The sequence below is a fragment of the Burkholderia sp. WP42 genome, assembly GCF_000745665.1.
Taxonomy (GTDB): Bacteria; Pseudomonadota; Gammaproteobacteria; order Burkholderiales; family Burkholderiaceae; genus Burkholderia; species Burkholderia vietnamiensis.
Map to the genome: position 1 here is coordinate 393,186 of NZ_KN050723.1, position 23,096 is coordinate 416,281.

Annotated in this window: 21 protein-coding genes; 18 read left to right on the forward strand and 3 right to left on the reverse strand. The window is 68.0% G+C overall.

Annotation, left to right across the window (positions count from 1 at the left end):
* Positions 1–569 precede the first annotated feature (569 nt).
* The 5 genes from EX20_RS24295 (at position 570) to EX20_RS24315 (ending at position 5,288) form a co-directional block, all read left to right on the forward strand.
* Positions 570–1,490: an NAD-dependent protein deacetylase gene (locus EX20_RS24295; RefSeq protein WP_034195000.1), complete on the forward strand. Its 921-nt coding sequence runs from the start codon at positions 570–572 to the stop codon at positions 1,488–1,490.
* Entirely contained in the window at positions 1,487–2,128 is a 642-nt protein-coding gene (locus EX20_RS24300; protein WP_034195001.1) for a DUF938 domain-containing protein, read from the forward strand. The genes EX20_RS24295 and EX20_RS24300 overlap by 4 nt, the downstream gene beginning before the upstream one ends.
* A 97-nt stretch (positions 2,129–2,225) precedes the next feature.
* Positions 2,226–3,638: an NADP-dependent phosphogluconate dehydrogenase gene (gndA, locus tag EX20_RS24305; protein WP_011881690.1), complete on the forward strand. Its 1,413-nt coding sequence runs from the start codon at positions 2,226–2,228 to the stop codon at positions 3,636–3,638.
* A 199-nt stretch (positions 3,639–3,837) separates the two neighbouring features.
* Positions 3,838–4,179 carry a DUF4148 domain-containing protein gene (locus EX20_RS24310; protein WP_011881691.1) on the forward strand — a complete coding sequence of 114 codons (342 nt, stop codon included), beginning with the start codon at positions 3,838–3,840 and terminating at the stop codon, positions 4,177–4,179.
* Between the two features lie 374 nt (positions 4,180–4,553).
* The gene (locus EX20_RS24315; RefSeq protein ID WP_034195002.1) at positions 4,554–5,288 is read left to right on the forward strand and encodes a M23 family metallopeptidase; all 735 of its coding nucleotides are present in this window, start codon (positions 4,554–4,556) and stop codon (positions 5,286–5,288) included.
* A gap of 49 nt (positions 5,289–5,337) precedes the next feature.
* Here the strand turns inward: EX20_RS24315 and EX20_RS24320 are convergent, their stop codons facing one another.
* On the reverse strand, positions 5,338–5,976 hold the full coding sequence (locus tag EX20_RS24320; protein ID WP_034195059.1) for a Pr6Pr family membrane protein: 639 nt from the start codon (positions 5,974–5,976) through the stop codon (positions 5,338–5,340).
* 231 nt (positions 5,977–6,207) lie between these two features.
* Here EX20_RS24320 and EX20_RS24325 point away from each other — a divergent pair, with 231 nt between their 5' ends.
* From EX20_RS24325 to EX20_RS24350, 6 genes are all read left to right on the forward strand, one after another.
* The gene (locus tag EX20_RS24325; RefSeq protein WP_034195003.1) at positions 6,208–6,744 is read left to right on the forward strand and encodes a cytochrome b; all 537 of its coding nucleotides are present in this window, start codon (positions 6,208–6,210) and stop codon (positions 6,742–6,744) included.
* A gap of 156 nt (positions 6,745–6,900) precedes the next feature.
* Complete coding sequence (locus tag EX20_RS24330; protein ID WP_011881695.1) at positions 6,901–7,269, forward strand: DUF2946 domain-containing protein; 369 nt, start codon at positions 6,901–6,903, stop codon at positions 7,267–7,269.
* A gap of 81 nt (positions 7,270–7,350) precedes the next feature.
* Positions 7,351–9,480, forward strand: a complete 2,130-nt coding sequence (locus tag EX20_RS24335; protein ID WP_034195004.1) for a TonB-dependent copper receptor — start codon at positions 7,351–7,353, stop codon at positions 9,478–9,480.
* A gap of 227 nt (positions 9,481–9,707) precedes the next feature.
* Entirely contained in the window at positions 9,708–10,820 is a 1,113-nt protein-coding gene (locus tag EX20_RS24340) for a triacylglycerol lipase (RefSeq protein WP_034195005.1), read from the forward strand.
* A gap of 237 nt (positions 10,821–11,057) precedes the next feature.
* Positions 11,058–12,152, forward strand: a complete 1,095-nt coding sequence (locus tag EX20_RS24345) for an esterase/lipase family protein (protein WP_011881698.1) — start codon at positions 11,058–11,060, stop codon at positions 12,150–12,152.
* A 3-nt stretch (positions 12,153–12,155) separates the two neighbouring features.
* The gene (locus EX20_RS24350; RefSeq protein WP_034195006.1) at positions 12,156–13,190 is read left to right on the forward strand and encodes a lipase secretion chaperone; all 1,035 of its coding nucleotides are present in this window, start codon (positions 12,156–12,158) and stop codon (positions 13,188–13,190) included.
* Between the two features lie 36 nt (positions 13,191–13,226).
* Here EX20_RS24350 and EX20_RS24355 read toward each other — a convergent pair whose 3' ends face one another.
* A complete protein-coding gene (locus EX20_RS24355) occupies positions 13,227–14,750 on the reverse strand; it encodes a MocR-like pyridoxine biosynthesis transcription factor PdxR (RefSeq protein WP_034195007.1) in 1,524 nt (507 codons plus the stop codon).
* A 108-nt stretch (positions 14,751–14,858) separates the two neighbouring features.
* On the opposite strand from EX20_RS24355, the gene EX20_RS24360 reads away from it, so the two are divergent.
* From EX20_RS24360 to EX20_RS24375, 4 genes are all read left to right on the forward strand, one after another.
* Positions 14,859–15,950 (forward strand): ABC transporter ATP-binding protein, encoded by a 1,092-nt coding sequence (locus tag EX20_RS24360; protein WP_034195060.1) that lies wholly within the window; start codon positions 14,859–14,861, stop codon positions 15,948–15,950.
* A 74-nt stretch (positions 15,951–16,024) separates the two neighbouring features.
* A complete protein-coding gene (locus tag EX20_RS24365; RefSeq protein ID WP_011881702.1) occupies positions 16,025–17,071 on the forward strand; it encodes an ABC transporter substrate-binding protein in 1,047 nt (348 codons plus the stop codon).
* A 102-nt stretch (positions 17,072–17,173) separates the two neighbouring features.
* The gene (locus tag EX20_RS24370; protein WP_011881703.1) at positions 17,174–18,430 is read left to right on the forward strand and encodes an ABC transporter permease; all 1,257 of its coding nucleotides are present in this window, start codon (positions 17,174–17,176) and stop codon (positions 18,428–18,430) included.
* A 34-nt stretch (positions 18,431–18,464) separates the two neighbouring features.
* Positions 18,465–19,301, forward strand: coding sequence for an ABC transporter permease (locus EX20_RS24375; protein ID WP_011881704.1), 837 nt, complete (start codon positions 18,465–18,467; stop codon positions 19,299–19,301).
* A 46-nt stretch (positions 19,302–19,347) separates the two neighbouring features.
* On the opposite strand, the gene EX20_RS24380 is transcribed toward EX20_RS24375, so the two are convergent.
* Entirely contained in the window at positions 19,348–21,087 is a 1,740-nt protein-coding gene (locus EX20_RS24380) for a S53 family peptidase (RefSeq protein WP_034195008.1), read from the reverse strand.
* Positions 21,088–21,789: 702 nt separating this feature from the next.
* On the opposite strand from EX20_RS24380, the gene EX20_RS24390 reads away from it, so the two are divergent.
* From EX20_RS24390 to EX20_RS24400, 3 genes are read left to right on the forward strand one after another with little or no spacing between them, the layout of a single operon-like run.
* Entirely contained in the window at positions 21,790–22,113 is a 324-nt protein-coding gene (locus EX20_RS24390) for an ArsR/SmtB family transcription factor (protein WP_014724723.1), read from the forward strand.
* Positions 22,110–22,541 (forward strand): SRPBCC family protein, encoded by a 432-nt coding sequence (locus EX20_RS24395; protein ID WP_034195010.1) that lies wholly within the window; start codon positions 22,110–22,112, stop codon positions 22,539–22,541. Before EX20_RS24390 ends, EX20_RS24395 begins: the two co-directional genes overlap by 4 nt.
* Positions 22,538–22,978, forward strand: a complete 441-nt coding sequence (locus EX20_RS24400; RefSeq protein ID WP_011881709.1) for a DUF1801 domain-containing protein — start codon at positions 22,538–22,540, stop codon at positions 22,976–22,978. Before EX20_RS24395 ends, EX20_RS24400 begins: the two co-directional genes overlap by 4 nt.
* Positions 22,979–23,096: the final 118 nt, after the last annotated feature.

Below are 23,096 nucleotides of genomic sequence, written 5' to 3' on the forward strand. Positions count from 1 at the left end.
TGCACGCGCGTCGCCGCTGCTGGTGGCGACGTAGGCGCGCGCCCGTCCGTTCCGTCCGGACGCACGCCGACAGCCAGTGTGCAGGCGTGACGCACGGGATCGACCGCTGCCGGCCGGCATGACCCGCGGCGGCATGCTGCGGGACGACCGACGGCAGCGAAGCGTCGTCGTGCCGCCCGCCGCGCGCAGCAGGCGCGAGCCGGACGCCACGCGCTCGCTGCGGCGCGGCGAATCGCCAAAAACCGCGAAGTGTGGACGCGCAGGCCGCCACGCCATACCGGGAAATCGCAGGTGCAGTTCAGGGGTAGGGTTCGCCGGCCGAGCAGCGGCGGATCCGACGAGTTTGTGCTGTCAGTTGATCCACTACCCCGATGGATCAATTGTTGGAGCGCCCATCGCCATGTGGCCGATGGGCGTCTTTTTTTGCGCCATCGCGGTCGTGTGCCGGCCTCCGGCCGGATCGCGCAGCGTTCTGTATCATGTGCTGGCGTGCTGGAGCGCCGTTGCGGGGCGCACGACGTTCCGGCGCGCCCCATCACGTTCGATCACGCTCGATCCCGCCCGCCGACATGAACGACACCCGCCTGCACGATCCCGACCAGCACGACCTGTACGACCCGCCATCTGCCGGCATCGACCCGGCCGCGCTCGATGCGCTGCATACCTTCGTCGAGCGCCATCCGCGGCTGCTCGTGCTGACCGGCGCGGGCATCAGCACCGATTCCGGCATTCCCGGCTATCGCGACCGCGACGGCAAATGGATGCGCTCGCCGCCGATCCAGCTGCAGGACTTTCTCGGCTCCGACGCCGCGCGCCGGCGCTACTGGGCGCGCAGCATGATCGGCTGGCCGGTGGTCGGCCGCGCGCAGCCGAACGCGTCGCATCGCGCGCTCGCGCGGCTCGGCGCAGCCGGCCGGATCGAGCGCCTCGTCACGCAGAACGTCGACGGCCTGCACCAGCGCGCGGGCAGCGCCGACGTGATCGAACTGCATGGCGGCATCAACGGCGTGACGTGTCTCGATTGCGGCGCCGATCATGCGCGCGCGACGATCCAGACCATCCTCGAAACGGACAACCCCGAACTGCTCGGCGCACAGGCGGAGCCGGCCGCCGACGGCGACGCGCATCTCGAATGGACCGCGCTCGATACGTTCCGCGCGCCGGCGTGCCCAGCGTGCGGCGGGCTGCTGAAGCCCGCGGTGGTGTTCTTCGGCGAAAACGTGCCCCGCGAGCGCGTCGCACTGGCGTCGCAGGCGCTCGATGCGGCCGATGCGCTGCTCGTGGTCGGCTCGTCGCTGATGGTGTACTCGGGCTATCGCTTCTGCGTGTGGGCGCACGCGCAGCACAAGCCGGTAGCCGCGCTGAATCTCGGCCACACGCGCGCCGATCCGATGCTGACGCTGAAAGTCGAGGCGCATTGCGCGCCCGCGCTCGACGCGTTGAATACGCGGCTCGGCATTGCGGCCGGCGTGCCGGAGCGTGCAGCGTGAGCGGGCCGACGGCATCGCCCGATCCGGCCGAACGGTTGTCGGCGCCGGCCGCCGAGCGCAACCGCGGACCGATTCTCGACGTGCTGCGCCGCGTGCTGCCGGCGCACGGCAGCGTGCTGGAGATCGCGAGCGGCACGGGCCAGCATGCGGTGCATTTCGCGCAGGCGATGCCGGGGCTGCGCTGGCAGCCGAGCGATCCCGATCCACGGGCGCGCCGCTCGATCGCCGCGTGGGCCGCGCATGCGGGCGTCGCGAACCTCGCCGAGCCGCTCGCGTTCGACGTGCGCGACGCGTCGTGGCCGGCCGATGCGCTCGACGCCGTCGTCTGCATCAACATGATCCATATCTCGCCGTGGGCGTGCACCGCCGCGCTGTTCGCCGGCGCGGCGCGCGCGCTGCGCGCGGGCGGCGTGCTGTTCCTGTACGGTCCGTATCGGCGCGAAGGCCGTCACACCGCGCCGTCCAACGAAGCGTTCGACCGGCAACTGCGCGAGCGCGACGCGTCGTGGGGCGTGCGCGATCTGGAGGCCGTCGTCGCACTCGGGCTCGATTGCGGGCTCGACTGCGTCGAGGTCGTCGAAATGCCGGCGAACAATCTGAGCGTCGTGTTCCGGCGCTTGCCGCACGCGGAGCAATGACACGTCGTCGCGCATCGCGACCGGGTTTCCACTATCCTTTCGCCTGTGCGCGCGGCCCGATTCGGGCCGCGCACCGTTTTTTCCGGAGAATTGACTAATGGGCAAACAAGCAATCGGTGTGATCGGGCTCGCGGTGATGGGGCGCAATCTCGCACTCAATATCGAGAGCCGCGGTTACGCGGTGTCGGTGTACAACCGCAGCCGCGAGAAAACCGACGAACTGATCGCCGAATTCCCGGGTCGCAATCTGGTCCCGACCTATACGCTCGAGGAATTCGTCGCGTCGCTCGAAACGCCGCGCCGGATCCTGATGATGGTGAAGGCCGGCGAAGCAACCGATGCGACCATCGCGTCGCTCAAGCCGCTGCTCGAGAAGGGCGACGTGCTGATCGACGGCGGCAACACCCACTTCACCGACACGATCCGCCGCAACCAGGAACTCGCGCAATCGGGCCTGCACTTCATCGGCACCGGCGTGTCGGGCGGCGAGGAGGGCGCGCTGCGCGGCCCGTCGATCATGCCGGGCGGCCAGCGCGACGCGTACGACCTGGTCGAGCCGATCCTCAAGCAGATCGCCGCGAAGGCGCCGTCGGACGGCGAGCCGTGCGTCGCGTACATGGGGCCGGACGGTGCGGGCCACTACGTGAAGATGGTTCACAACGGGATCGAATACGGCGACATGCAGCTGATCGCCGAGAGCTACGCGGTGCTGAAGGACGTCGCGGGCCTGACGAACGACGAGCTCGGCGCGGTGTACACCGAGTGGAACCAGGGCGAGCTCGACAGCTACCTGATCGAGATCACGTCGAAGATCTTCGGCAAGAAGGACGACGAAACCGGCAAGCAGCTCGTCGACGTGATCCTCGATCGCGCCGCGCAGAAGGGCACCGGCAAGTGGACGAGCCAGAACGCGCTGGATCTCGGCGTGCCGCTGCCGCTGATCACCGAGTCGGTGTTCGCGCGCGTGCTGTCGTCGCTGAAGACCGAGCGCGTCGCGGCCAGCAAGATCCTGTCGGGGCCGGCTGCCGCGCCGTTCGACGGCGATCGGGCCGCGTTCGTCGAAGCCGTGCGCCGCGCGCTGTACCTGAGCAAGGTGATCTCGTATGCGCAGGGCTTCGCGCAGCTGCGCACCGCATCCGAGGAGTACGGCTGGAATCTCGATCTCGGCACGATCGCGAAGATCTTCCGCGCGGGCTGCATCATCCGCGCGCGCTTCCTGCAGAAGATCACGGACGCCTACGCGAAGGATCCGGCGCTCGCGAACCTGTTGCTCGACCCGTACTTCAAGGACATCGCCGCCAACTACCAGACCGCGCTGCGCGACGTCGTGGTGGCCGCGGTGAAGGCCGGGGTGCCGGTGCCGGCGTTCGCGTCGGCGGTCGCGTACTTCGACAGCTATCGTTCCGAACGGCTGCCGGCGAACCTCGTGCAGGCGCAGCGGGACTTCTTCGGCGCGCATACGTTCGAGCGCACCGACCGTCCCGGCAGCTTCCACGCGAACTGGTCCTGAGGGAGGCGGCGAGCCGCGATTGTTGCGAAATTCTATTCTTTGAGTAGGGTTTTTGGTTCCAGATCCCGGAATTGTTGGCGTCACGGAAACAGTGTTTTCGTTCTTTCATGGTTTTCCCTAGGTGCTCGCCGGACTAAACTTGGTTCCATCGCTGCAGACATGGTGTGTGCGGCGGAGCAAAAAAATTCCGGAGGTAATCATGAAATCGCTGATCGCAACGTTCGCTGCAGCTGCCGTTCTCGCCGTCCCCGCCGTGTCGTTCGCCCAACAGAATGCGCCGGTCACCCGTGCGCAAGTGAAGGCCGAGCTGGTCCAACTGCAACAGGCCGGCTACAAGCTGGGCAGCGACCGGACCGACTACCCGGTCGGCATCCAGGCAGCTGAAGCGCGTGTGAACCCGCAACAGAACGTCGCCGCTGCCGATACCAGCGGCTACGGCGCGCAACCGGCCGGCCAGCAAGAGTCGGGTGCACCGGTAGCCAAGACCGGCTGGCAAGTGAAGCGCGTGTCGGACGGCGCACCGATCTACAAGGGTCGTTGATCGCCGACGGTCGGCGGGCCGCTACCGCGGCCCGCGTTGACCGATCTCAGGCAGTACGAACAGCCCGCCGTTCCGCATCCCGGAACGGCGGGCTGTTTTCATGGGCTGCACCGGTCGCGAGCGGGCGGCGGCAGCCGCAAGATTGTTGCGGGATCGGCTACGGGTCGCGGGCATGGGCGCGACCAATGGTATCTTTGCCGGGCGGGACGACGCGAAAAAGGGGCCGATGAGCCCATTCGCGCCGACGTTCCGCAGTGGAAACTGCCGGCCGCGCCAGCGGTCGGATACTGGTTGGTCCGGCCGTGCGGCCGGACATCGTGCGTCGCATGCCGGAGGGCGGTGGGCGGCGCAACGACGCAAACCCCGGAGGACCCTTGAGAGAAACGATTCCGATCCACGAGGCGCTGACGCGCTGGCTGCCGCAGGCGGCGTTGGTCGTCGCGGCCGCGGCGCTGTCGGGCTGTACGATGACGCCGTGGACCGACAGCTGGCAGCCGATGCGATCGTCGACGCCGATGTCGGCCGCGACGCCCGGCGTGATCGCCGGCTATTACCGCGTCAACCCGGGCGACACGCTCGCGAGCGTCGCGGCTGCCTACGGGCAGCGCGTGCAGGACGTCGCGAGCTGGAACCACATGTCGCCCAACGACGCGCTGTCGCCCGGCCAGGTGCTGCGCGTCGCGCCGCCGCCGGCCGCGACGTCGCTCACGCAGGCGCCGTCCGCCTCCGCGCAGCCGGGCTCGCTGGCATGGCCGGCTACCGGCATCGTCGCGATGCCGTTCTCGGCCGGCAAGACGCGCGGCATCGTGATTGCCGCGTCGGGGCCCGATCATTCGGTGCGCGCCGCGGCGAACGGGCGCGTGGTTTATGCCGGGACGGGCGTCAAGGCATATGGGCCGCTCGTGATCCTGAAGCATGAAAACGGCCTGATCACCGCGTACGGGCACAACGGCAAGCTGCTCGTGAACGAAGGCGACGCGGTGCGCACGGGGCAGCCGATCGCCGAGATGGGCACCGATCCGAGCGGACGCGCGACGTTCGAGTTCGAAGTTCGCCAGAACGGCAAGGTCGCCGATCCGATGAACTTCCTGGCGCGCAACGGCGGCTGACGCCATCGCATGACGACGTGTGCGCCGCGCGGCGCACACGTTCCCGCCTTCACCCGTCCTCGAGCTGCGCGGCGCCGAGCCGCGCCGGACGATTGCCGAGCCAGCGAATCCCCAGCGCGAGCGCCGCGGCGCCGAGCGCGATCAGCGAACACTGAACGGCGACCGGCAGGTAGCCGTGCGGCCGCGGATCGACGAACGGATACGGGTACCAGTTTTCCAGTGCGCCGCGCACGAGCGTATAGCCGAGATAGACGACCGGAAAGCCGAGCCACGCGACTGTGCTGCGGCGCGGAATCGGCGAGCGCGGCCCCACGTACAGCCAGTCGCACAGCACGACGAGCGGCACGATCCGGTGCAGCACCCAGTTGTTCAGGGGTGGCGTGACGTGACGCAACGCATCGAGCCGCGCGAGCAGCAGCTCGTAGACGATCGCGGTGATCAGCACGTACAGCACCGCCGCGCCGCGCATCGACTCGTAGCGCGCGGAGCCCGTGCGCGGAATGCGCGACAGCCCCGCGATCAGCATCGCCGCCGCGTACAGACTGCTCAGTTGTGTGAAATAGCTGAGATAGTTGCCGAGATGAAAACTGGGCATGCCCCAGCGGCCGGCGACGCTGTGCAGCGTGGTGGACACCGCGAGCAGCGCGGCGACGAGCCGGTAGGCCGCAACGAAGAACGCTTTGCTCATGATGCCTGCGCAACGTCGCACCAAAGCTTCATCGTGCCACAGCCGCGCACGCGCGCGATGCGGACTTTCCATATGGCCGCCATGCCGCCGCGCCGCTCCGATTCGTCGGATATTTGATCCAGTCGTGCAACACCCGCTGCCCGCGACGCTACAATCGCGACAGCCGCCGCGCGCCGGGCAGCCGCGGCCCGTGCCGGCCGCGCATACTCCACGAGCAACATGAGAGCAACGATGAAAAACATAATCGCGAAACAGTCGCGCTACAGCACGCCGGCTATCTTTTTCCACTGGGCCGTGTTCCTGCTGGTGGCGCTGACTTATCTGGCGATCGAGGTTCGCGGCCCCAAAGGCAGCGACAGCCGCGCGTTCTGGATGAACGTGCATTTGACTGCGGGCACGTTCGTGCTCGTCCTGTCGGTGCTGCGCGTGGTGTGGCGCATGGTGAGCCGCGCGCCGGACGCGATCATGCAGGCGCCGTTGCTGAAGTGGCTGTCGACGCTCGCGCATCTGGCGCTGTACGTGTTCATCGTCGCGCAGCCGCTGCTCGGCATCATGATGGTCAACATGGGCGGCAAGCCGGTGTCGCTCGACTGGCTCGGCGTGTCGTTCACGCTGTTCGGCCCGGACAAGGCGCTGCGGCCCACGATCAAGGAAGCGCACGAGCTGATCGGCAACGCCTTCTACTTCGTGATCGGGCTGCATGCACTGGCAGCGCTTTATCATCATTTCGTCCGGCGTGACGACGTGCTGCGTCGCATGATGCCGTAATCCGCACAGGTTCGACGCGCGCACGCTGCAGGGGCGCATGGTTGTCGATACAACCATGCGCCCCTGCGTCGTTTACGGCCGCGCTCGGCTGGCCAGCGCGCTGAACATTCTGTAACATCGCGGCTGCTTTTACATTCCGTTTACGCACTGCCGCGCATGCTGCATCGACATCGTCATCTGACCGCCTGGCTCGGCGTGTTCGCGATCTGGCTCGCGATCGCCGCGCCGCTGGTATCGCAGTGGCGTATCGCGCAGGCCGCATCGCCCGATGCGGTCGTCTGCGGCACCGGGCACGGCGCACATCTGGCGCGGGCGGCGCAGCAGACGCACGATCACGCGGCGCATCTCGACGCCTGCGGCTATTGCGGCTTCTTCGCGCACGTTCCCGCGATCGGCGGCCCCGTCGCCGCGTCGATCGCCTTCATCCCCGCCGTGTTCGCGGGCGCTGCCGCACCGCGCACGCTTGCGGCTGCCACACGACGCTATCCGCGCGCGTATCCACGCGCACCGCCCGAGCGCGCCTGACGCGCAGTCTTCCGTCTCTTTCATCGCCGCTATCCGTGCAGTCCGTCGAGGCTGCGTGGAGGGCGTCACTCGGGCTTACTCATGACTAATTTTTCGTCGCGCGCGCCGAACGCGTCGCGCCATCCCGATGCACGGCGCGTGCCGCGCGTGCTCACTCTCACCGTTCCCGCGCTGGCCGTCAGCGCGATGACCGCCGCCGTCGCGGCCGAACCCGTGCGCGTCGCCGGCGCGCCGCCGGACGACGCAGCGTGGCTGTTGCCGCCCGTCGAAGTCGTCGCGTCGCCGCTGACGACGCCGCTCGTCGTCGTCACCGATCCGAAGACGCCGCGTCAGCCGCTCCCGGCAAGCGACGGCGCCGATTATCTGAAGACGATCCCCGGTTTCACGTCGATCCGCAGCGGCGGCACCAACGGCGACCCCGTGTTGCGCGGGATGTTCGGCTCGCGGTTGAACATCCTGGCGAACGGGCTGCCGACGCTCGGCGCCTGCCCGAACCGGATGGACGCGCCGACCTCGTACATCGCGCCGGAGAGCTATGACAAGGTCACCGTCGTGAAGGGGCCGCAGACGGTGCTGTACGGGCCGGGCGCGTCGGCCGGCACCGTGCTGTTCGAGCGCGTGACGCCGCGTTTCGAGCGGCCGGGCATGCGCTTCGACGGCAGCGTGGTCGGCGGCTCGTTCGGCCGCAACGACCAGAACGTCGACGTGACGGCCGGCACGCCGGACGTCTACGGCCGCGTGATCGCGAATCACGCGCACGCGCAGGACTACCAGGACGGCAACGGCAATACCGTGCCGTCGCAATGGGACAAGTGGAACGCGGACGCCGCGCTCGGCTGGACGCCCGACGACCATACGCGAGTGGAGCTGACGGCGGGCACCGGCGACGGCTACGCCCGCTACGCGGGGCGCGGAATGGACGGCGCGCATTTTCGCCGCGAAACGTTCGGCCTGTCGTTCGACAAGCGGCATCTCGGCGACGTGCTCGAGCGGATCGAGGCGCGGGTGTACTACAACGAAGCCGATCACGTGATGGACAACTACACGTTGCGTCAGCCGGATCCGACCAGCAGCATGCCGATGCGGATGGCCTCCGAGGTGCGGCGCCGCACGTTCGGCGCGCGCGCGGCGGCGACGCTCCGGTTCGGCGACGACTTCAAGCTCGTGACCGGCGTCGACGCGCAGTCGAACCGGCTCGATTCGCGCTCGGCGATGGGACGGCAGAACTACGGCGACCAGCCTTGGGACCCGCAGGCGACGATGTGGAATGCCGGCGCGTTCGGCGAGCTGACGTGGTTCGCGAGCGATGCGGCGCGCGTGATCGGCGGCGCGCGGATCGACTACGCGAGCGCGCGCGACAAGCGTGCGGCGACGAGCGGGATGATGACGAGCAAGCCGAATCCAACGTTCGACGACGACCGCGCACGCGTGCTGCCGAGCATCTTCGTGCGCTATGAACGCGACCTCGCGTCGCTGCCGCTCACGTGGTACGCCGGTATCGGCCACGCGCAACGCTTCCCCGACTATTGGGAGCTGTTCTCCGCGACCCGCGGCCCGGCGGGCTCGATCAACGCGTTCTCGGCGGTGCGGCCGGAGAAGACCACGCAGCTCGACATCGGCGCGCAGTACAAGAGCGACCGGTTCGATGCGTGGGTGTCGGCCTATGCGGGCTACGTACAGGACTACATCCTGTTCGACTACTCGCCCGGAATGATGGGCGCGACCACGCGGGCGACCAACGTCAACGCGCAGATCATGGGCGGCGAAGCGGGCGTGTCGTGGCGGCCCGTCGCGCCGCTGCGCGTCGAGACGTCGCTCGCGTATGCATGGGGGCGCAACGCGACGAGCGGCGATCCGTTGCCGCAGATGCCGCCGCTCGACGCGCGCTTCGGGCTCGAATACACCCGTGGCGCCTGGTCGGCCGGTGGCCTGTGGCGAGTCGTTGCGGCGCAGCATCGCTATGCGTTGAACCAGGGCAACGTGGTCGGCAAGGACTTCGGTCCGAGCAGCGGGTTCGGCGTGCTGTCGCTCCATGCGCAATACAACGTCAGCAAGAAGGTGCAGATCTCGGTCGGCGTCGACAACGTGCTGAACAAGGCCTACACCGAGCATCTGAACCTCGCGGGCAACGCGGGCTTCGGTTATTCGGCGAACGCGCCGGTGATGGAGCCCGGGCGTACCGCGTGGGTGCGCGTCAGCGCGAAGCTGTAACGCGCAGCGCGTGTGCGATGCAGCATGCGCGCGCAGCGGCGCGCCCCCGCCCGAAGCGGCGGGGCGCGTCAAGCGATTAGAGAACCGTATCTAGTCGGGACCCAACGTTCGCCACTCGTGATTCACTCCCGCATTCGATGCACATGCCGGCTGCGTTCGAGGCAACGGGCAATGTGCATCGATCCGATCTCATTCGCACCAGAATCACAATAATCAGGAGAACATAGATGGTCAGATCGATGCGTTCCAGGGTGGTGGCAGCGGCAGTGGCATGCGCGATGAGCGGCGCGCAGTTCGCGGGGACGACCGCAGTGATGACGCTCGCGACGACGCACGCGGCGACCGCGGCGACCGCGGCGACCGCGGCAACCGCGGCGACGGACGACTACGCGGCGACGCGCTATCCGGTCATCCTCGTGCACGGCCTTACCGGCACCGACAAGTACGCAGGCGTGCTCGAGTACTGGTACGGCATCCAGGAGGATCTGCAGCGGCACGGCGCGACCGTCTATGTCGCGAATCTGTCCGGTTTCCAGAGCGACGACGGTCCGAACGGGCGCGGCGAGCAGCTGCTCGCTTACGTGAAGACGGTGCTCGCCGCGACCGGCGCGACCAAGGTGAACCTGATCGGTCACAGCCAGGGTGGCCTCACGTCGCGCTATGTCGCGGCGGTCGCGCCCGATCTGGTCGCATCGGTGACGACGATCGGCACGCCGCACCGCGGCTCCGAGTTCGCGGACTTCGTGCAGAGCGTGCTCGCCTACGACCCGACGGGGTTGTCGTCGTCGGTGATTGCAACCTTCTTCAACGTTTTTGGCATCCTGACGAGCAGCAGCAACAACACGAACCAGGACGCGCTCGCCGCGCTGAAAACGCTGACGACTTCGCAGGCCGCTGCATACAACCAGAACTATCCGAGCGCGGGTCTCGGCGCGCCGGGCAGCTGCCAGACGGGTGCGCCGACGGAGACGGTCGGCGGCAATACGCACCTGCTGTACTCGTGGGCCGGCACCGCGATTCAGCCCACCGTGTCGATGTTCGGCGTCACCGGCGCGAAGGACGTCAGCACGATTCCGTTGATCGATCCAGCCAACGCGCTCGACCTGTCCACGCTTGCGCTGCTGGGCACCGGCACGGTGATGATCAACCGCGGCGCCGGGCAGAACGACGGCCTCGTGTCGAAGTGCAGCGCACTGTACGGGCAGGTGCTGGGCACGCGCTACAAGTGGAACCACCTCGACGAAATCAACCAGTTGCTCGGCGTGCGCGGCGCGTATGCGGAGGATCCGGTCGCGGTCATCCGCACGCATGCGAACCGGCTGAAACTCGCGGGTGTGTGACCTCCGCTCGCGCGCAACGCGACGCGCGTCGCGTTGCGTCGCGGGACGTGTCGACCACTCGGCGAACGGTCTCGCGGGGTGGTCAAACCTTCGCGGTTTGTGATTCACTCTCGGCCTCGACGCGCACGCCGGTACCGTTGTCTGCAACGGCGCGTGCGCGTCGCCGACGCGTGTTCGCAACGGCAACGCAATGGCCGGCGGCACGCCTTTGAGGACGATGAATTCGGGGGTGTACACATGACTAAATCGATGCGTTCCAGGGTGATGGCGGGTGCAGCGGCATGCGCGATGAGCGCTGCGCCGTTCGCGGGAGCGACTGCCGTGATGGCGCTCGCGACGACGCGCACGGCCGTGGCGGCAACCGCGCCATCGGACACTTACGCGGCGACGCGTTATCCGCTCGTTTTCGTGCACGGCATCAACGGCAACGAGAAAATCGGCGGCGCGATCGATCAGTGGTACGGCATACGTGGCGATCTGCAGCAGCACGGCGCGAGCGTCTATGTCGCGAATCTGTCGGCGTTCCAGAGCGACGACGGTCCGAACGGGCGCGGCGAACAGCTGCTCGCTTACGTCAAGCGGGTGCTCGCCGCGAGCGGTGCGACGCGGGTGAACCTGGTCGGTCACAGCCAGGGCGGCCTCACGTCGCGCTATGTCGCGGCGGTCGCGCCGGAACTCGTCGCATCGGTGACGACGATCGGCACGCCGCACCGCGGCTCCGAGTTCGCGGACTTCGTGCAGCGCGTGCTCGCCTACGACCCGACGGGGCTGTCGTCGGCGGTGATCGCGAAGTTCGTCAATCTGATGGCATTCCTGACGAGCACCAACTTCAACCTGAAGCAGGACGCATTGGCCGCGCTGCAGACGCTGACCACGTCGCAGGCCGCCGTCTACAACGTCAACTATCCGAGCGCGGGCCTTGGCGCGCCGGGCAGCTGCGAGACGGGCGCGTCGACCGAGACGATCGGCGGCCATACGCATCTGCTGTACTCGTGGACGGGCACCGCGATTCGGCCGGCCTTTTCGCTATCCGGCGTCATGCTCGCGAAGGATGTCAGCACGATTCCGTTGATCGATCCCGCGTACAAGGACGACTCTTCGACGCTTGCGATGCTCGCCACCGGCACGGTGATGATCAATCGCGGCTCGGGGCGCAACGACGGGCTCGTGTCGAAATGCAGCGCGCTGTACGGGCAGGTGCTGGGCACGCACTACAAGTGGAATCACGTCGACGAGATCAATCAGACGCTCGGCGTGCACGGTGCGTTTGCGGAGGACCCGGTCGCGGTCATCCGCACGCATGCGAACCGGCTGAAACTCGCGGGTGTGTGATCGATGAGTGCACAACAAACACGCGCACCGCTGCTGCGTCGGATCGCGCCATACGGTGCGGCGGGGCTGGCCGCGATCGTCGGCGTCGCGATCTGGAGCGGCACGGGATCGCAGAGCGGCGCTGATGCGTCGCGCACGCCAGCCAATGCGGTCGCGGCCGACGGCGCGAGCGCCGCAGTTCGTCAGGCCGCGCTGCCGGCGAGCGCCGCATTGCCGGCGCCACTGGTCGGCTCCAGCGCGCCGCGGTTGCCGCTCGATTCGGGCGGGCATCTCGCGAAGGTGCGCGCGGTGCGTGACTTCTTCGATTACTGCCTGACCGCGCGCAGCGAGCTCACTGCGGCCGCGCTCGACGCATTGGTCGCACGCGAGATCGCCGCGCAGCTCGATGCAACGCCCGCGCAGCCCGAGGCGCTCGACGTGTGGCGCCGCTACCGTGCGTATCTCGACGCGCTCGAGAAGCTGCCGGACGGCGGCGCGGTCGACAAGATCGATCCCGAGGCGCTGCAGCGCGCGCTCGACCAGCGCGCGTCGATCGCGCACCAGACGCTCGGCGACTGGAGCCAGCCGTTCTTCGGTGCCGAGCAATCGCAGCAGCGCTACGATCTCGCACGGCTCAGGATCGTGCAGGACCGCACGCTGACCGATGCGCAGAAAGCGGAGCGGCTCGCGGCGCTCGACCAGCAGATGCCGGCCGACGAGCGTGCCGCGCGCGCGCCGGCCGAGCGGCAGCGCGCGGCGCTCGACCAGATCGCGCAATTGCAGAAGAGCGGCGCGACGCCGGACGCGGTGCGCGCACAACTGACGCAGTCGCTCGGTGCGGACGTGGCCGCGCGCGTCGTGCAGATGCAGCAGGACGACGCGTCGTGGCAAAGCCGTTACGCGGATTATGCGGCGCAGCGCGCGCAGATCGATGCGGCCGGGTTGTCGCAGCAGGATCGCGATGCGCAGATCGCGGCGCTGCGGCAGCGGATCTTCACGAAGCCGGGCGAAGCGGTGCGCGCCGCGGCGTTCGATCGCAGCGCGGCCGGCACGCGGTAACCGCACGCGCCAACGCCACGCGCTGACGCCCGTGCGCTACGCCGCGTGCGTGAAATGCCGCGGCAGATGCTGTTCGATCGTTGCCGCGAGCGTATCGAACGCCGGCCCGATGCGCTCGTGCGCGACGCATGCATAGCCGAGCAGCAACCCGGGCCGTGCGGTGGCCTCGCTGCTGTAGTAACTGGTGAGCGGGCGCACGATCACTCCGGCGTCGAACGCGCTTTGCGTGACCGCGTGATCGTCGCATCCTTCGGGCAGACCGAGCACCAGATGCAGGCCGGCCTCGTCGCCCATCACCGGCAGCGCGTCGCCGAAGCGCGCATGGATCGCATCGATCAGCAATTGCCGACGCTCGCCGTACAGCGTGCGCATGCGCCGCACGTGCGACGTCAGGTGACCATCCATGATGAATTCCGCGAGCACGGCCTGCTGCATCAGCTGGCCTTCGCGGTACAGCTCCGACAGCCCGGTGCGAAACGTGTCGACGAGATGCTCGGGCACGACCATGTAGCCCATCCGCAAGCCGGGGAACAGCATCTTGCCGAGGCTGCCGACGTAGATCACGCGGCCGCCGTCGTCGAGGCCCTGCAGCGACGCGAGCGGCCGGCTGCCGTAGCGGAATTCGCTGTCGTAGTCGTCCTCGATGATCCAGCAGCGATGCTGACGCGCGTATTCGAGCAGCATCCGGCGCCGCGCCAGGCTCATCACCATCCCGAGCGGATACTGGTGCGACGGCGTGACGAGCACGAGCCGCGGCGGATGCTGCATGTCGCTCGTGCGCGGATCCAGCCCTTCCTGATCGACCGCCACCGGCGCGAGCGTCAGGCCGGCCGCCTGCAGCACGCTGCGCACGCCCCAGTAGCACGGCTCCTCGACCCATGCGCGATCGCCGATGTCCGACAGCAGCCGCACCGCGAGATCAATCGACTGATGAATGCCGGTCGTGATGATGACCTGGTCGGGCGAGCATTTGACCGAACGCGCGACGCGCAGGTAGTCGGCGAGCGCGCGGCGCAGCGGCCGGTAGCCGCCGCCCGGCGCATAGGTCAGCAGCTCCGGGTTGGCTTCCTTCCACAGCCGCGCCTGGAGGCGGCTCCAGGTCCGGCTCGGGAATTCCGCCACGTCCGGCACGCCGGGCATGAACGCGCCCCACTGGCGCCGCGACACGCCCGCATGCTCGATCAATTGCCGGCCGCGCATCGACAGGTCGCGGCGCGTGTCCTGCTGCGGCGCCGCATCGGCTTCGCACGACGGCTGCGCGGCGCCCGGCACGCGGATCGCCGCGGCGTCCGGTCGCGTGTCGGCCACGTAGGTGCCGCTGCCGGTGGTCGTCAGCACGTAGCCCTCGGCGGTGAGCTGATCGTATACGTGAAGCACCGTATTGCGCGCGATCGACAGATCGGCTGCGAGCGTGCGCGAGCTCGGCAGCTTGGTGCCCGGCGCCAGTTCCCCGGTGAGGATCGCCTGCTGCATCTGCTGCAGAAGCTGCCGGTACATCGGCTCGGACGAGCTGCGGTCGAGGCGGGCGGACAGCCAGTCGGCCAGGATCACGGTATCCAAAGTGGTCCCACTAGGAATATTGAAATGGTTCCCTATTGTAGAACCGTACGCGCCGTATAGTAGTTCGCATGTCAAAAACATTTGTCGCGCAGCAAGGGGACCACCACGATGAAGTCCGATGATGTGATCGTCAGCTTTCGCGGCGTGCGAAAGACCTACGACGGCGAGACGCTGGTCGTCAAATCGCTCGACCTCGACATCAAGCGCGGGGAATTCCTGACGCTGCTCGGGCCGTCCGGATCGGGCAAGACCACCTGCCTGATGATGCTGGCGGGCTTCGAGTTCCCGACGGGCGGCGAGATCCGTCTCGACGGCGATCTGCTGAACACCGTGCCGCCGCACAAGCGCAACATCGGCATGGTGTTCCAGAACTACGCGCTGTTTCCGCACCTCACGGTCGAACAGAACGTCGCGTATCCGCTGACGGTGCGCAAGCTCGGCGCCGCCGAGCGCGCCGAGCGCGTCGCGCATGCGCTGAAGATGGTGCAGATGGAGCGCTTCGCGAAGCGCTATCCGGCGCAGCTGTCGGGCGGCCAGCAGCAGCGTATCGCGCTGGCGCGTGCGCTCGTGTTCGAGCCGAAGCTCGTGCTGATGGACGAGCCGCTCGGCGCGCTCGACAAGCAGCTGCGCGAACACATGCAGTACGAACTGAAGGCGCTGCACGAGAAGCTCGGCGTCACGTTCGTCTACGTGACGCACGACCAGGGCGAGGCGCTGACGATGTCCGATCGCGTCGCCGTGTTCGACAAGGGCATCGTGCAGCAGCTCGACACCGTCGACCGCCTGTACGAATCGCCGTGCAACGAATTCGTCGCGAACTTCATCGGCGACAGCAACCGTCTGCGCGGCACCATCGCGCGCGTCGACGGCGAATTCTGCGAGTTCCGTCTCGACGACGGCACGCAACTCGTCGGCCGCCGCATCGGCGATGCGGTCGAAGGTGCGCCGGCCGTCGCGTGCATCCGACCCGAACGCATGAGTCTCGCGAACGGTCAGGCAAGCGGCCCGGCCAACTGCGTGACCGGCGAGGCGCGCAGCCTCATCTATTTCGGCGATCACGTGCGCATGCGCTGCGCGCTGCCGGGCCAGGACGAATGCTTCGTGAAGGTGCCGCTCGGAACGGGCGCGCTCGACACGTTCTCGCCCGGCGCGCCGATCTCGCTCGCCTTTGCGCCCGAGCACCTGCGCGTGTTCGCGTGACGCCGGGTTCATCCGCTTTTCCGCAGTACGACGTCAACAACAACTGCCTCACTTCCACCACGAGAGGAACCATCATGAACGGAGCAAGCACTACCGCGCGTCGCACCGCGCTCGCCCTGGCGCTCGCCGTCGTCGGCGCATCGGCCACCGCGGCCGAACTCACGGTCGTCAACTTCGGCGGCGCGAACGGCGACGCTCAGAAAGCCGCGTTCAACCAGCCGTTCGAGAAGGCGTCCGGCAACAAGGTCACGGCCGTCGAGTACAACGGCGAACAGGCCAAGGTCAAGGCGATGGTCGAGGCCAAGCACGTGAGCTGGGACGTCGTCGAAGTCGAATCGGGCGACCTGAATCGCGGCTGCGACGAAGGCCTGTACGAGAAGCTCGACTGGTCGAAGATCGCGAAGAAGTCCGATCTGATTCCGGAAGCACCGCAGACCTGCGGCGTCGGCTTCTTCGTGTGGTCGACGGCGCTGTCCTACAACGCGGACAAGCTGAAGAGCGCACCGACGGGCTGGGCCGATTTCTGGAACGTGAAGAAATTCCCGGGCAAGCGCGGGATGCGCAAGGGCGCGCGCTACAACCTCGAGTTCGCGCTGATGGCCGACGGCGTCCCGACCAAGGACGTGTACAAGGTGCTCGGCACGAAGGCGGGCCAGGATCGCGCGTTCAAGAAGCTCGACGAGCTCAAGCCGTACATCCAGTGGTGGGAAGCGGGCGCGCAGCCGCCGCAGTTCCTCGTGGCCGGCGACGTCGTGATGTCGACCGCGTACAACGGCCGCATCGACGCCGCGCAGAAGGAAGGCAAGAACCTGAAGGTCGTGTGGAACGGCAGCATCTACGACCTCGACTACTGGGCGATTCCGAAGGGCACGCCGAACAAGGCGCTGGCCGAGCAGTACATCGCGTACACGCTGACGCCGAAGGCGCAGCAGGCGTATGCGCAGCACATCGCGTACGGCCCGTCGAACGTCGTGGCGATCAAGTCTCTCGATGCGAAGACGCTCGCGAACCTGCCGAACTCGCCGGCCAACGGCAAGAACGCAGTGCTGGAAGACATCGGCTTCTGGACCGACCACAGCGACGAGCTCGAGCAGCGCTTCGCCGCATGGGCGACGAAGTAACGGCCGTTCAGCTGTCCTGATGCAACCCGCCGCGCGGCGCGTCGAGCGCGCCGCGCGGCATTCCACCGGATCGAGCCCGGCCGGAGAGAACCGTTGAACACGATGACGATCGCCCCCTCTTCACCGTCGACCGCCGCGCTCAAGCGCGAGCTGAAGTCCGCCGAGGCCCGCAAGCGCACGATGGCGTTGCTGCTGATCGCGCCGCTCGCGATTTTCCTGCTGCTCGTGTTCGTCGTGCCGATCGGCACGCTGCTCACGCGCGCGGTGCAGAACCCCGAGATCGCGACCGCGCTGCCGAACACGATCGCCGCGCTGTCGGCCTGGGACCGCAAGGCGCCGCCCGCCGATGCCGCCTACGTCGCACTCGCGGCCGACATGGCGAAGGTCGCCGACAGCGAGGCGATGGGCGCACTCGCACGGCGCCTGAACACCGAAATTCCCGGCTATCGCTCGCTGGTGGCGAAGACGGCCCGCGCGATGCCGCTGAAGGGCGACAACGATGCGGCGCTCACGCCTGCGCAAACGCGTGCGAAGCTGATCGAGCTCGACTCGCGCTGGGGCGAGCTCCCTTACTGGCAGTCGATCGCGAAGAACGGCAGCCAGTTGTCGCCGTTCTACCTGCTCGCGTCGCTCGACCACAAGCAGGACGGTTTCGGCAACATCGTGCAGGCCGACCCCGATCAGTCGATCTACCTCGCGATCTTCGGCCGCACGTTCGTGATCGGCGTCGCGGTCACGCTGTTCGCGCTGCTGCTCGGCTATCCGCTCGCCTACTGGATCTCGACGCTGTCCGAGCGTCGCGCGAACCTCGTGATGATCCTCGTGCTGATTCCGTTCTGGACCTCGGTGCTGGTGCGCGTCGCCGCGTGGATCGTGCTGCTGCAGAGCGAAGGGCTCATCAACAGCGCGCTGATCGGCAGCGGGCTGATCTCGCATCCGTTGAGCCTGCTGTTCAACCGCGTCGGCGTGTACATCTCGATGACGCACATCCTGCTGCCGTTCATGATCCTGCCGCTGTACAGCGTGATGAAGTCGATTCCGCCGACTTACCAGCGCGCGGCCGTGTCGCTCGGCAGCCATCCGTTCGCCGCGTTCTGGCGCGTGTACGTGCCGCAGACCTACCCGGGCATCGGCGCCGGCGCGCTGCTGGTGTTCATTCTCGCGATCGGCTACTACATCACGCCGGCGCTGCTCGGCGGGCCGAACGACCAGATGGTCAGCTACTACGTCGCGTACTTCACCAACGTGACGATCAACTGGGGCATGGCGTGTGCGCTCGGCGGGCTGCTGCTCGCGGCGACGCTGGTGCTGTATGCGGTATACGGGCGCTTCACGCGCACCAACGTGAGCCTCGGCTGAGCCGGGCACAGGGAAACGGGAAGGGAGTCCGACCATGAAACTCGCCAGGCCGCTGTTCGCGCCGCACATGTCGTTCGTCGAACGCGCGTGGTACGTCGCGCTGCGCGTACTCGTCGTGCTGACGCTGCTGTATTTGATCCTGCCGGTGCTCGCGATCGTGCCGCTGTCGTTTTCGTCGAGCACGTTCCTCGTCTATCCGATTCCGGGCTTCTCGATGCGCTGGTACGAGAACCTGCTCGCGTCGGACGAGTGGCGCATGGCCGCGAAGAACAGCTTCATCGTCGCGCCGGCGGCCACCATCGTCGCGACCGTGCTCGGCACGCTCGCCGCGATCGGCCTCACGAAGGCCGACTTCCGCGGCAAGGCGCTGCTGATGGCGATCCTGCTGTCGCCGATGATCGTGCCGGTGGTGGTGGTCGGCGTCGGCATGTACCTGTTCTTCGCGCCGCTCGGGCTCGCGAACACCTACACGGGGCTGATCGCCGCACACGCGGCGCTCGGCGTGCCGTTCGTCGTGACGACGGTGGCCGCGACGCTGCAGGGCTTCAACTACAACCTGGTGCGCGCGAGCCTGTCGCTCGGCGCGAATCCGGTCACGACGTTTTTCCGCGTGACGCTGCCGGTGATCGCGCCGGGCGTGATGTCGGGCGCGCTGTTCGCGTTCGCGACGTCGTTCGACGAAGTCGTGGTCACGCTGTTCCTCGCCGGCGCCGATCAGACGACGCTGCCGCGCCAGATGTTCACCGGCATCCGCGAGAACATCAGCCCGACGATCGCGGCGCTCGCGACGATCCTGATCATCTTCTCGACGAGCCTGCTGCTCGCGCTCGAATGGCTGCGCGGCCGCAATGCGCGGCGCGCGGTGTCCTGACGGCGAGCGCTTCGCCGGCCGGCGCGCGCCGGCCTTCACGCGACGCTCAGAAGCCGCCCGACTGGATCAGCTTGTTGAGGTTCGTGACGTTCAGGCTGCCGAAGCCGGTCGGGTAATCCCAGCCGGTGCCTGCCGTGTAGCCATACCCCTGATAGCCGTTGTTGCCCGACACCACGTCGTAGCGCACCAGCGACGGATTCGACGGAATGCGCGCATAGAACCTGGCGGCCGGGAAGCCGAGCCCGGTGCCGTTTGCCGCGAGCAGCCGCGCCCAGAAGCCGGTGAAGATCGGCGCGGCGAGGCTGGTGCCGCCGATCTGCTGCAACTGGCCGTAGTTGTAGATGTACGCGCCGGTGCTCTGCGCGGCGTCGAACGACACGTCCGGCAAGCGGCGGTTGCTGCCCGACTGCCACGCCGGCGCCGGCAGGATCGTGCTGACGCCGCCGCCCGTCGCCCACAGCTTGCCGTTGCCGTCGAGGCCTTCGTTCCACACCGTCTCGTTCGAGAACGCACCGGCCGACGTCGTGTACAGCGTCGTGCCGCCGATCGCGAGCACGTGCGGCGACGCGGCCGGCCACGACACCGTGTAGTTCGAGCCGTCCGGATAGCCGCGGTTGTTGCATTCGTACACGCCTTCGTCGCCCGACGACACCGAGAACGTCTGGCCCTGCGCCGCGGCGGTCGTGAAGATCTGCTCCTCGGCGTCGAGCGTGCCGTCCGCGTTCGCGTCGGTCTCGCACCAGCCGAGCGACACGTTGATCACCTTCGCCGTGTTGTCCGACACCACGCGGTTGAACGCCTGCGTGAGCCCGGTGTTGCCGGCCGCGTTCAGGTCGGCCATGTAGAACACCAGCTTGCCGACCTGGCCGCCCGCCGAGCCGACGATCGACTGGCTGTCGAGATCCCATTCGCCCTGGCCGTCCTGGTCGTCGCTGTAGCTGCCCGACGTGCCGGTGCCGTTGGTCTTCACGGCCTGGGTCGCGACCGTGCCGTAGCCGTTGCTCGACGTGAACTGCTTCAGGTCCTGCAGCGTTTGCGATACGCCGCCGATCGTGACGATTCCCACCGTCACGCCGGCCGCCGTCGGCACGCCGGTCGCGTTGTAGAGGCCGGGGAATTCCTTCGGATAGTGGCCGGTAGCCGTGCCGGCCGCGAGCGTCTGCGGCTTCGCGACGTTGCCGATGCGCAGCATCGGGCGCGCGCGTGCGACGTTCTGCAAGCCGAGCACCGAGCCGACGACGTCGCCGAGCGCGCGCGGCACCTGCGCCGTCGACGCGTTCGCGAACCCGGCGCGGCCCGCGTACTGGAAGTGCACGAGCGACGTGTTGAACGCGGTCTTCACGGTGCCCGCCGTGCCGTGCGCCGACACCAGCAGCCGGTTCGGCGCGACCTCGATGTTCACGAACCCGCTCTTGCGCAGATAGTCGACGACCGACTTCACCTGCGCTTCGGTCGGCGCGTAGTCCGCGACGAACTGCTCGTGCGTCAGGTACTGGCCGTAATGCGCGTTGCCGGGCCGGTTCACGTCGCGGGCGAGCTGCTTGAGCTGCGCCGCGTTGCGCAGCTTCAGGCTGACGACGATGTCGGCCGTCTCGCCGGCCGCGAGTTCGAGCGACGGCGCCGTGCTGCGCGCCATCAGCTGCGGGCCGGTCAGAAAGGCCTTCGTGTGGGTATCGACCCAATCCGTGCTCGCATGCGCCGCACCGGCGGCGAACACGAGCGGCCACGCGCACGCGAGGCGGCGGGGCGACGGGAGGGACAGGGCGAACCGCGCGTTCCTTTTCATCGGGAATCCTTTTTCGGGAGAGACGACGTTGCTGGAAGCCGCAACCCTTGTGGGGCTGCGAGCGGTGACGAGCGTAGGGTGTCGGGGTCGTTCAGGTAGCTGGCAGTTTCCATAGCTGTCAGTTCTGACACCGGCGTGCCGCGCGCGGGCACTGCGTTGGGTGCGCGCGCAACGGCATGCGCGGACGGACGGAACCGGTTTGCGGCGCGCCGGTGCGACCGTCCGCGCCGTTCGAGCGCATGACGCGTTCGTTGCGGCATCGGAATGTGCGCAATTGCTCGGCGCTGCCGTGTGCGCACGCGTCGTTCGCATCCGCGCCGGAATGCGGCGCGCGTCGCACTATGTGGGCGCGCGACGGCGCGGGGCCGGGACGCGTGCAGCGCGAGCCGCGACGGCGGGAATTCTCGACCCGTTCGGACGTGCCGGTTTCCCGAACTGTGGAACGTCGCATCGCCGAGCCTTGCAGCGTCCTTTCGGTTCGCGAAGCGCGCGAGCCGATTAGAGGAATTGCTCGAACGCATCCGGATGCCGGGTTCGGCCGAGCGTCCGATGTCCACGGCGCGCCGGTGCGGCGGCGTTTGCGCGCATTCGGTCTACCCGGCTTGCGCGTGCCCCGCGCGACATCCGATCGCAACCAATGTTTGACGCGCGCCGTCCCCGAGCTATTCTCCAATCCATAACCACGAAGTTATTGATTCCAGCATGCAAAGCCCGCACGACCTGCTGTTCAGAACACTTGCCGATCCGACGCGCCGCGCGCTGTTCGAGCGACTGTGTGCGGAAGGCGAGCTGACGGTCGCCGCGCTGACGGCCCGCGCCGGCGTGTCGCAGCCGGCCGTGTCGAAGCATCTGGGTGTACTGAAGCAGGCCGGGCTCGTGAGCGACCGTCACGCGGGCCGGCAGACGCACTACAGCGCGCAGCCGCAGGCGCTGACTCCGTTGCTCGACTGGGCCGGCCAGATGACCGCCTTCTGGCAGAACCGGTTCGATGCGCTCGAAGATCTGCTCAGGAGAATGGACCAATGAACCCCAACCCCGCCGCAACCCGTACCGTCGTCGTCGAACGGGAGCTGTCGCATCCGCCCGAGAAGATCTGGCGTGCGCTCACGCAACCGCATCTGCTCGACGCGTGGCTGATGCAGAGCGATTTCGAACCGGTGGCGGGCCGCGCGTTCAGTTTTCGCGCCGACTGGGGTTCGGTCGACTGCACCGTGCTGACGATCGAGCCGCACCGCGCGCTGTCGTACTCGTGGGCCGCTCATGGCCTCGAAAGCGTCGTCACGTGGACGCTCACGCCCACGCCGCACGGCACGCTGCTGCGAATGGAGCAAAGCGGCTTCCGCACCGACCAGGAGCAGGCGTACCGTGGCGCGCAGCACGGCTGGCCGCAGTTCTTCGCGTCGCTCGAACAGCTGCTCGCGCGCCCGGACGAGGGCGGGGAGGCCGACGCATGAGCGCCGCCGGGCACGACCTGACGCCGTCCGCGCGCATCGACGCGCTGATCGCCGGAATCGCCGACTGGCGCCGCGACGTCTTTGCCGAGCTGCGCGCGACGATCCTCGCGGCCGACGCCGGCATCGTCGAGGAATGGAAGTGGATGGGCAGCCCCGTCTGGTCGTGCGACGGGATGATCGCGGTCGCGAACGCGCACAAGGGCAAGGTCAAGCTCACGTTCATGCACGGCGCGCAGCTGGCCGATCCCGATGGGCTGTTCAACGCGGGCCTCGACGGCAACGCGCGCCGCGCGATCGACTTCATGGAAGGCGACAAGCTCGACCGGCGCGCGCTGCAGCGCCTGATTCGCGCGGCGATCGACTACAACCGCGCGCATCTGAAGAAGAACGCACGCGCCGCTGCGGGTGCGAAGGCGCGCGGCGGCAAGCAAGCCTAGCGCCGCCGGCCGCTGCGGCGCGCGCCTTTGTACGGACGAAAAAAAACCCGACACGAGGTCGGGTATCCAAATCGGCCGCAACCGCCGCGAGGCGGCTGCGGCACCTGCAAAAGCAGGG

Bases quoted from the DNA above. Each gene is read 5' to 3' on its own strand.
- EX20_RS24295 (WP_034195000.1), top strand. From the start codon at position 570: ATGAACGACACCCGCCTGCACGATCCCGACCAGCACGACCTGTACGAC.
- gndA (WP_011881690.1), top strand. From the start codon at position 2,226: ATGGGCAAACAAGCAATCGGTGTGATCGGGCTCGCGGTGATGGGGCGC.
- EX20_RS24310 (WP_011881691.1), top strand. From the start codon at position 3,838: ATGAAATCGCTGATCGCAACGTTCGCTGCAGCTGCCGTTCTCGCCGTC.
- EX20_RS24320 (WP_034195059.1), bottom strand. From the start codon at position 5,976: ATGAGCAAAGCGTTCTTCGTTGCGGCCTACCGGCTCGTCGCCGCGCTG.
- EX20_RS24325 (WP_034195003.1), top strand. From the start codon at position 6,208: ATGAAAAACATAATCGCGAAACAGTCGCGCTACAGCACGCCGGCTATC.
- EX20_RS24330 (WP_011881695.1), top strand. From the start codon at position 6,901: ATGCTGCATCGACATCGTCATCTGACCGCCTGGCTCGGCGTGTTCGCG.
- EX20_RS24335 (WP_034195004.1), top strand. From the start codon at position 7,351: ATGACTAATTTTTCGTCGCGCGCGCCGAACGCGTCGCGCCATCCCGAT.
- EX20_RS24340 (WP_034195005.1), top strand. From the start codon at position 9,708: ATGGTCAGATCGATGCGTTCCAGGGTGGTGGCAGCGGCAGTGGCATGC.
- EX20_RS24345 (WP_011881698.1), top strand. From the start codon at position 11,058: ATGACTAAATCGATGCGTTCCAGGGTGATGGCGGGTGCAGCGGCATGC.
- EX20_RS24350 (WP_034195006.1), top strand. From the start codon at position 12,156: ATGAGTGCACAACAAACACGCGCACCGCTGCTGCGTCGGATCGCGCCA.
- EX20_RS24360 (WP_034195060.1), top strand. From the start codon at position 14,859: ATGAAGTCCGATGATGTGATCGTCAGCTTTCGCGGCGTGCGAAAGACC.
- EX20_RS24365 (WP_011881702.1), top strand. From the start codon at position 16,025: ATGAACGGAGCAAGCACTACCGCGCGTCGCACCGCGCTCGCCCTGGCG.
- EX20_RS24370 (WP_011881703.1), top strand. From the start codon at position 17,174: ATGACGATCGCCCCCTCTTCACCGTCGACCGCCGCGCTCAAGCGCGAG.
- EX20_RS24375 (WP_011881704.1), top strand. From the start codon at position 18,465: ATGAAACTCGCCAGGCCGCTGTTCGCGCCGCACATGTCGTTCGTCGAA.
- EX20_RS24380 (WP_034195008.1), bottom strand. From the start codon at position 21,087: ATGAAAAGGAACGCGCGGTTCGCCCTGTCCCTCCCGTCGCCCCGCCGC.
- EX20_RS24390 (WP_014724723.1), top strand. From the start codon at position 21,790: ATGCAAAGCCCGCACGACCTGCTGTTCAGAACACTTGCCGATCCGACG.
- EX20_RS24395 (WP_034195010.1), top strand. From the start codon at position 22,110: ATGAACCCCAACCCCGCCGCAACCCGTACCGTCGTCGTCGAACGGGAG.
- EX20_RS24400 (WP_011881709.1), top strand. From the start codon at position 22,538: ATGAGCGCCGCCGGGCACGACCTGACGCCGTCCGCGCGCATCGACGCG.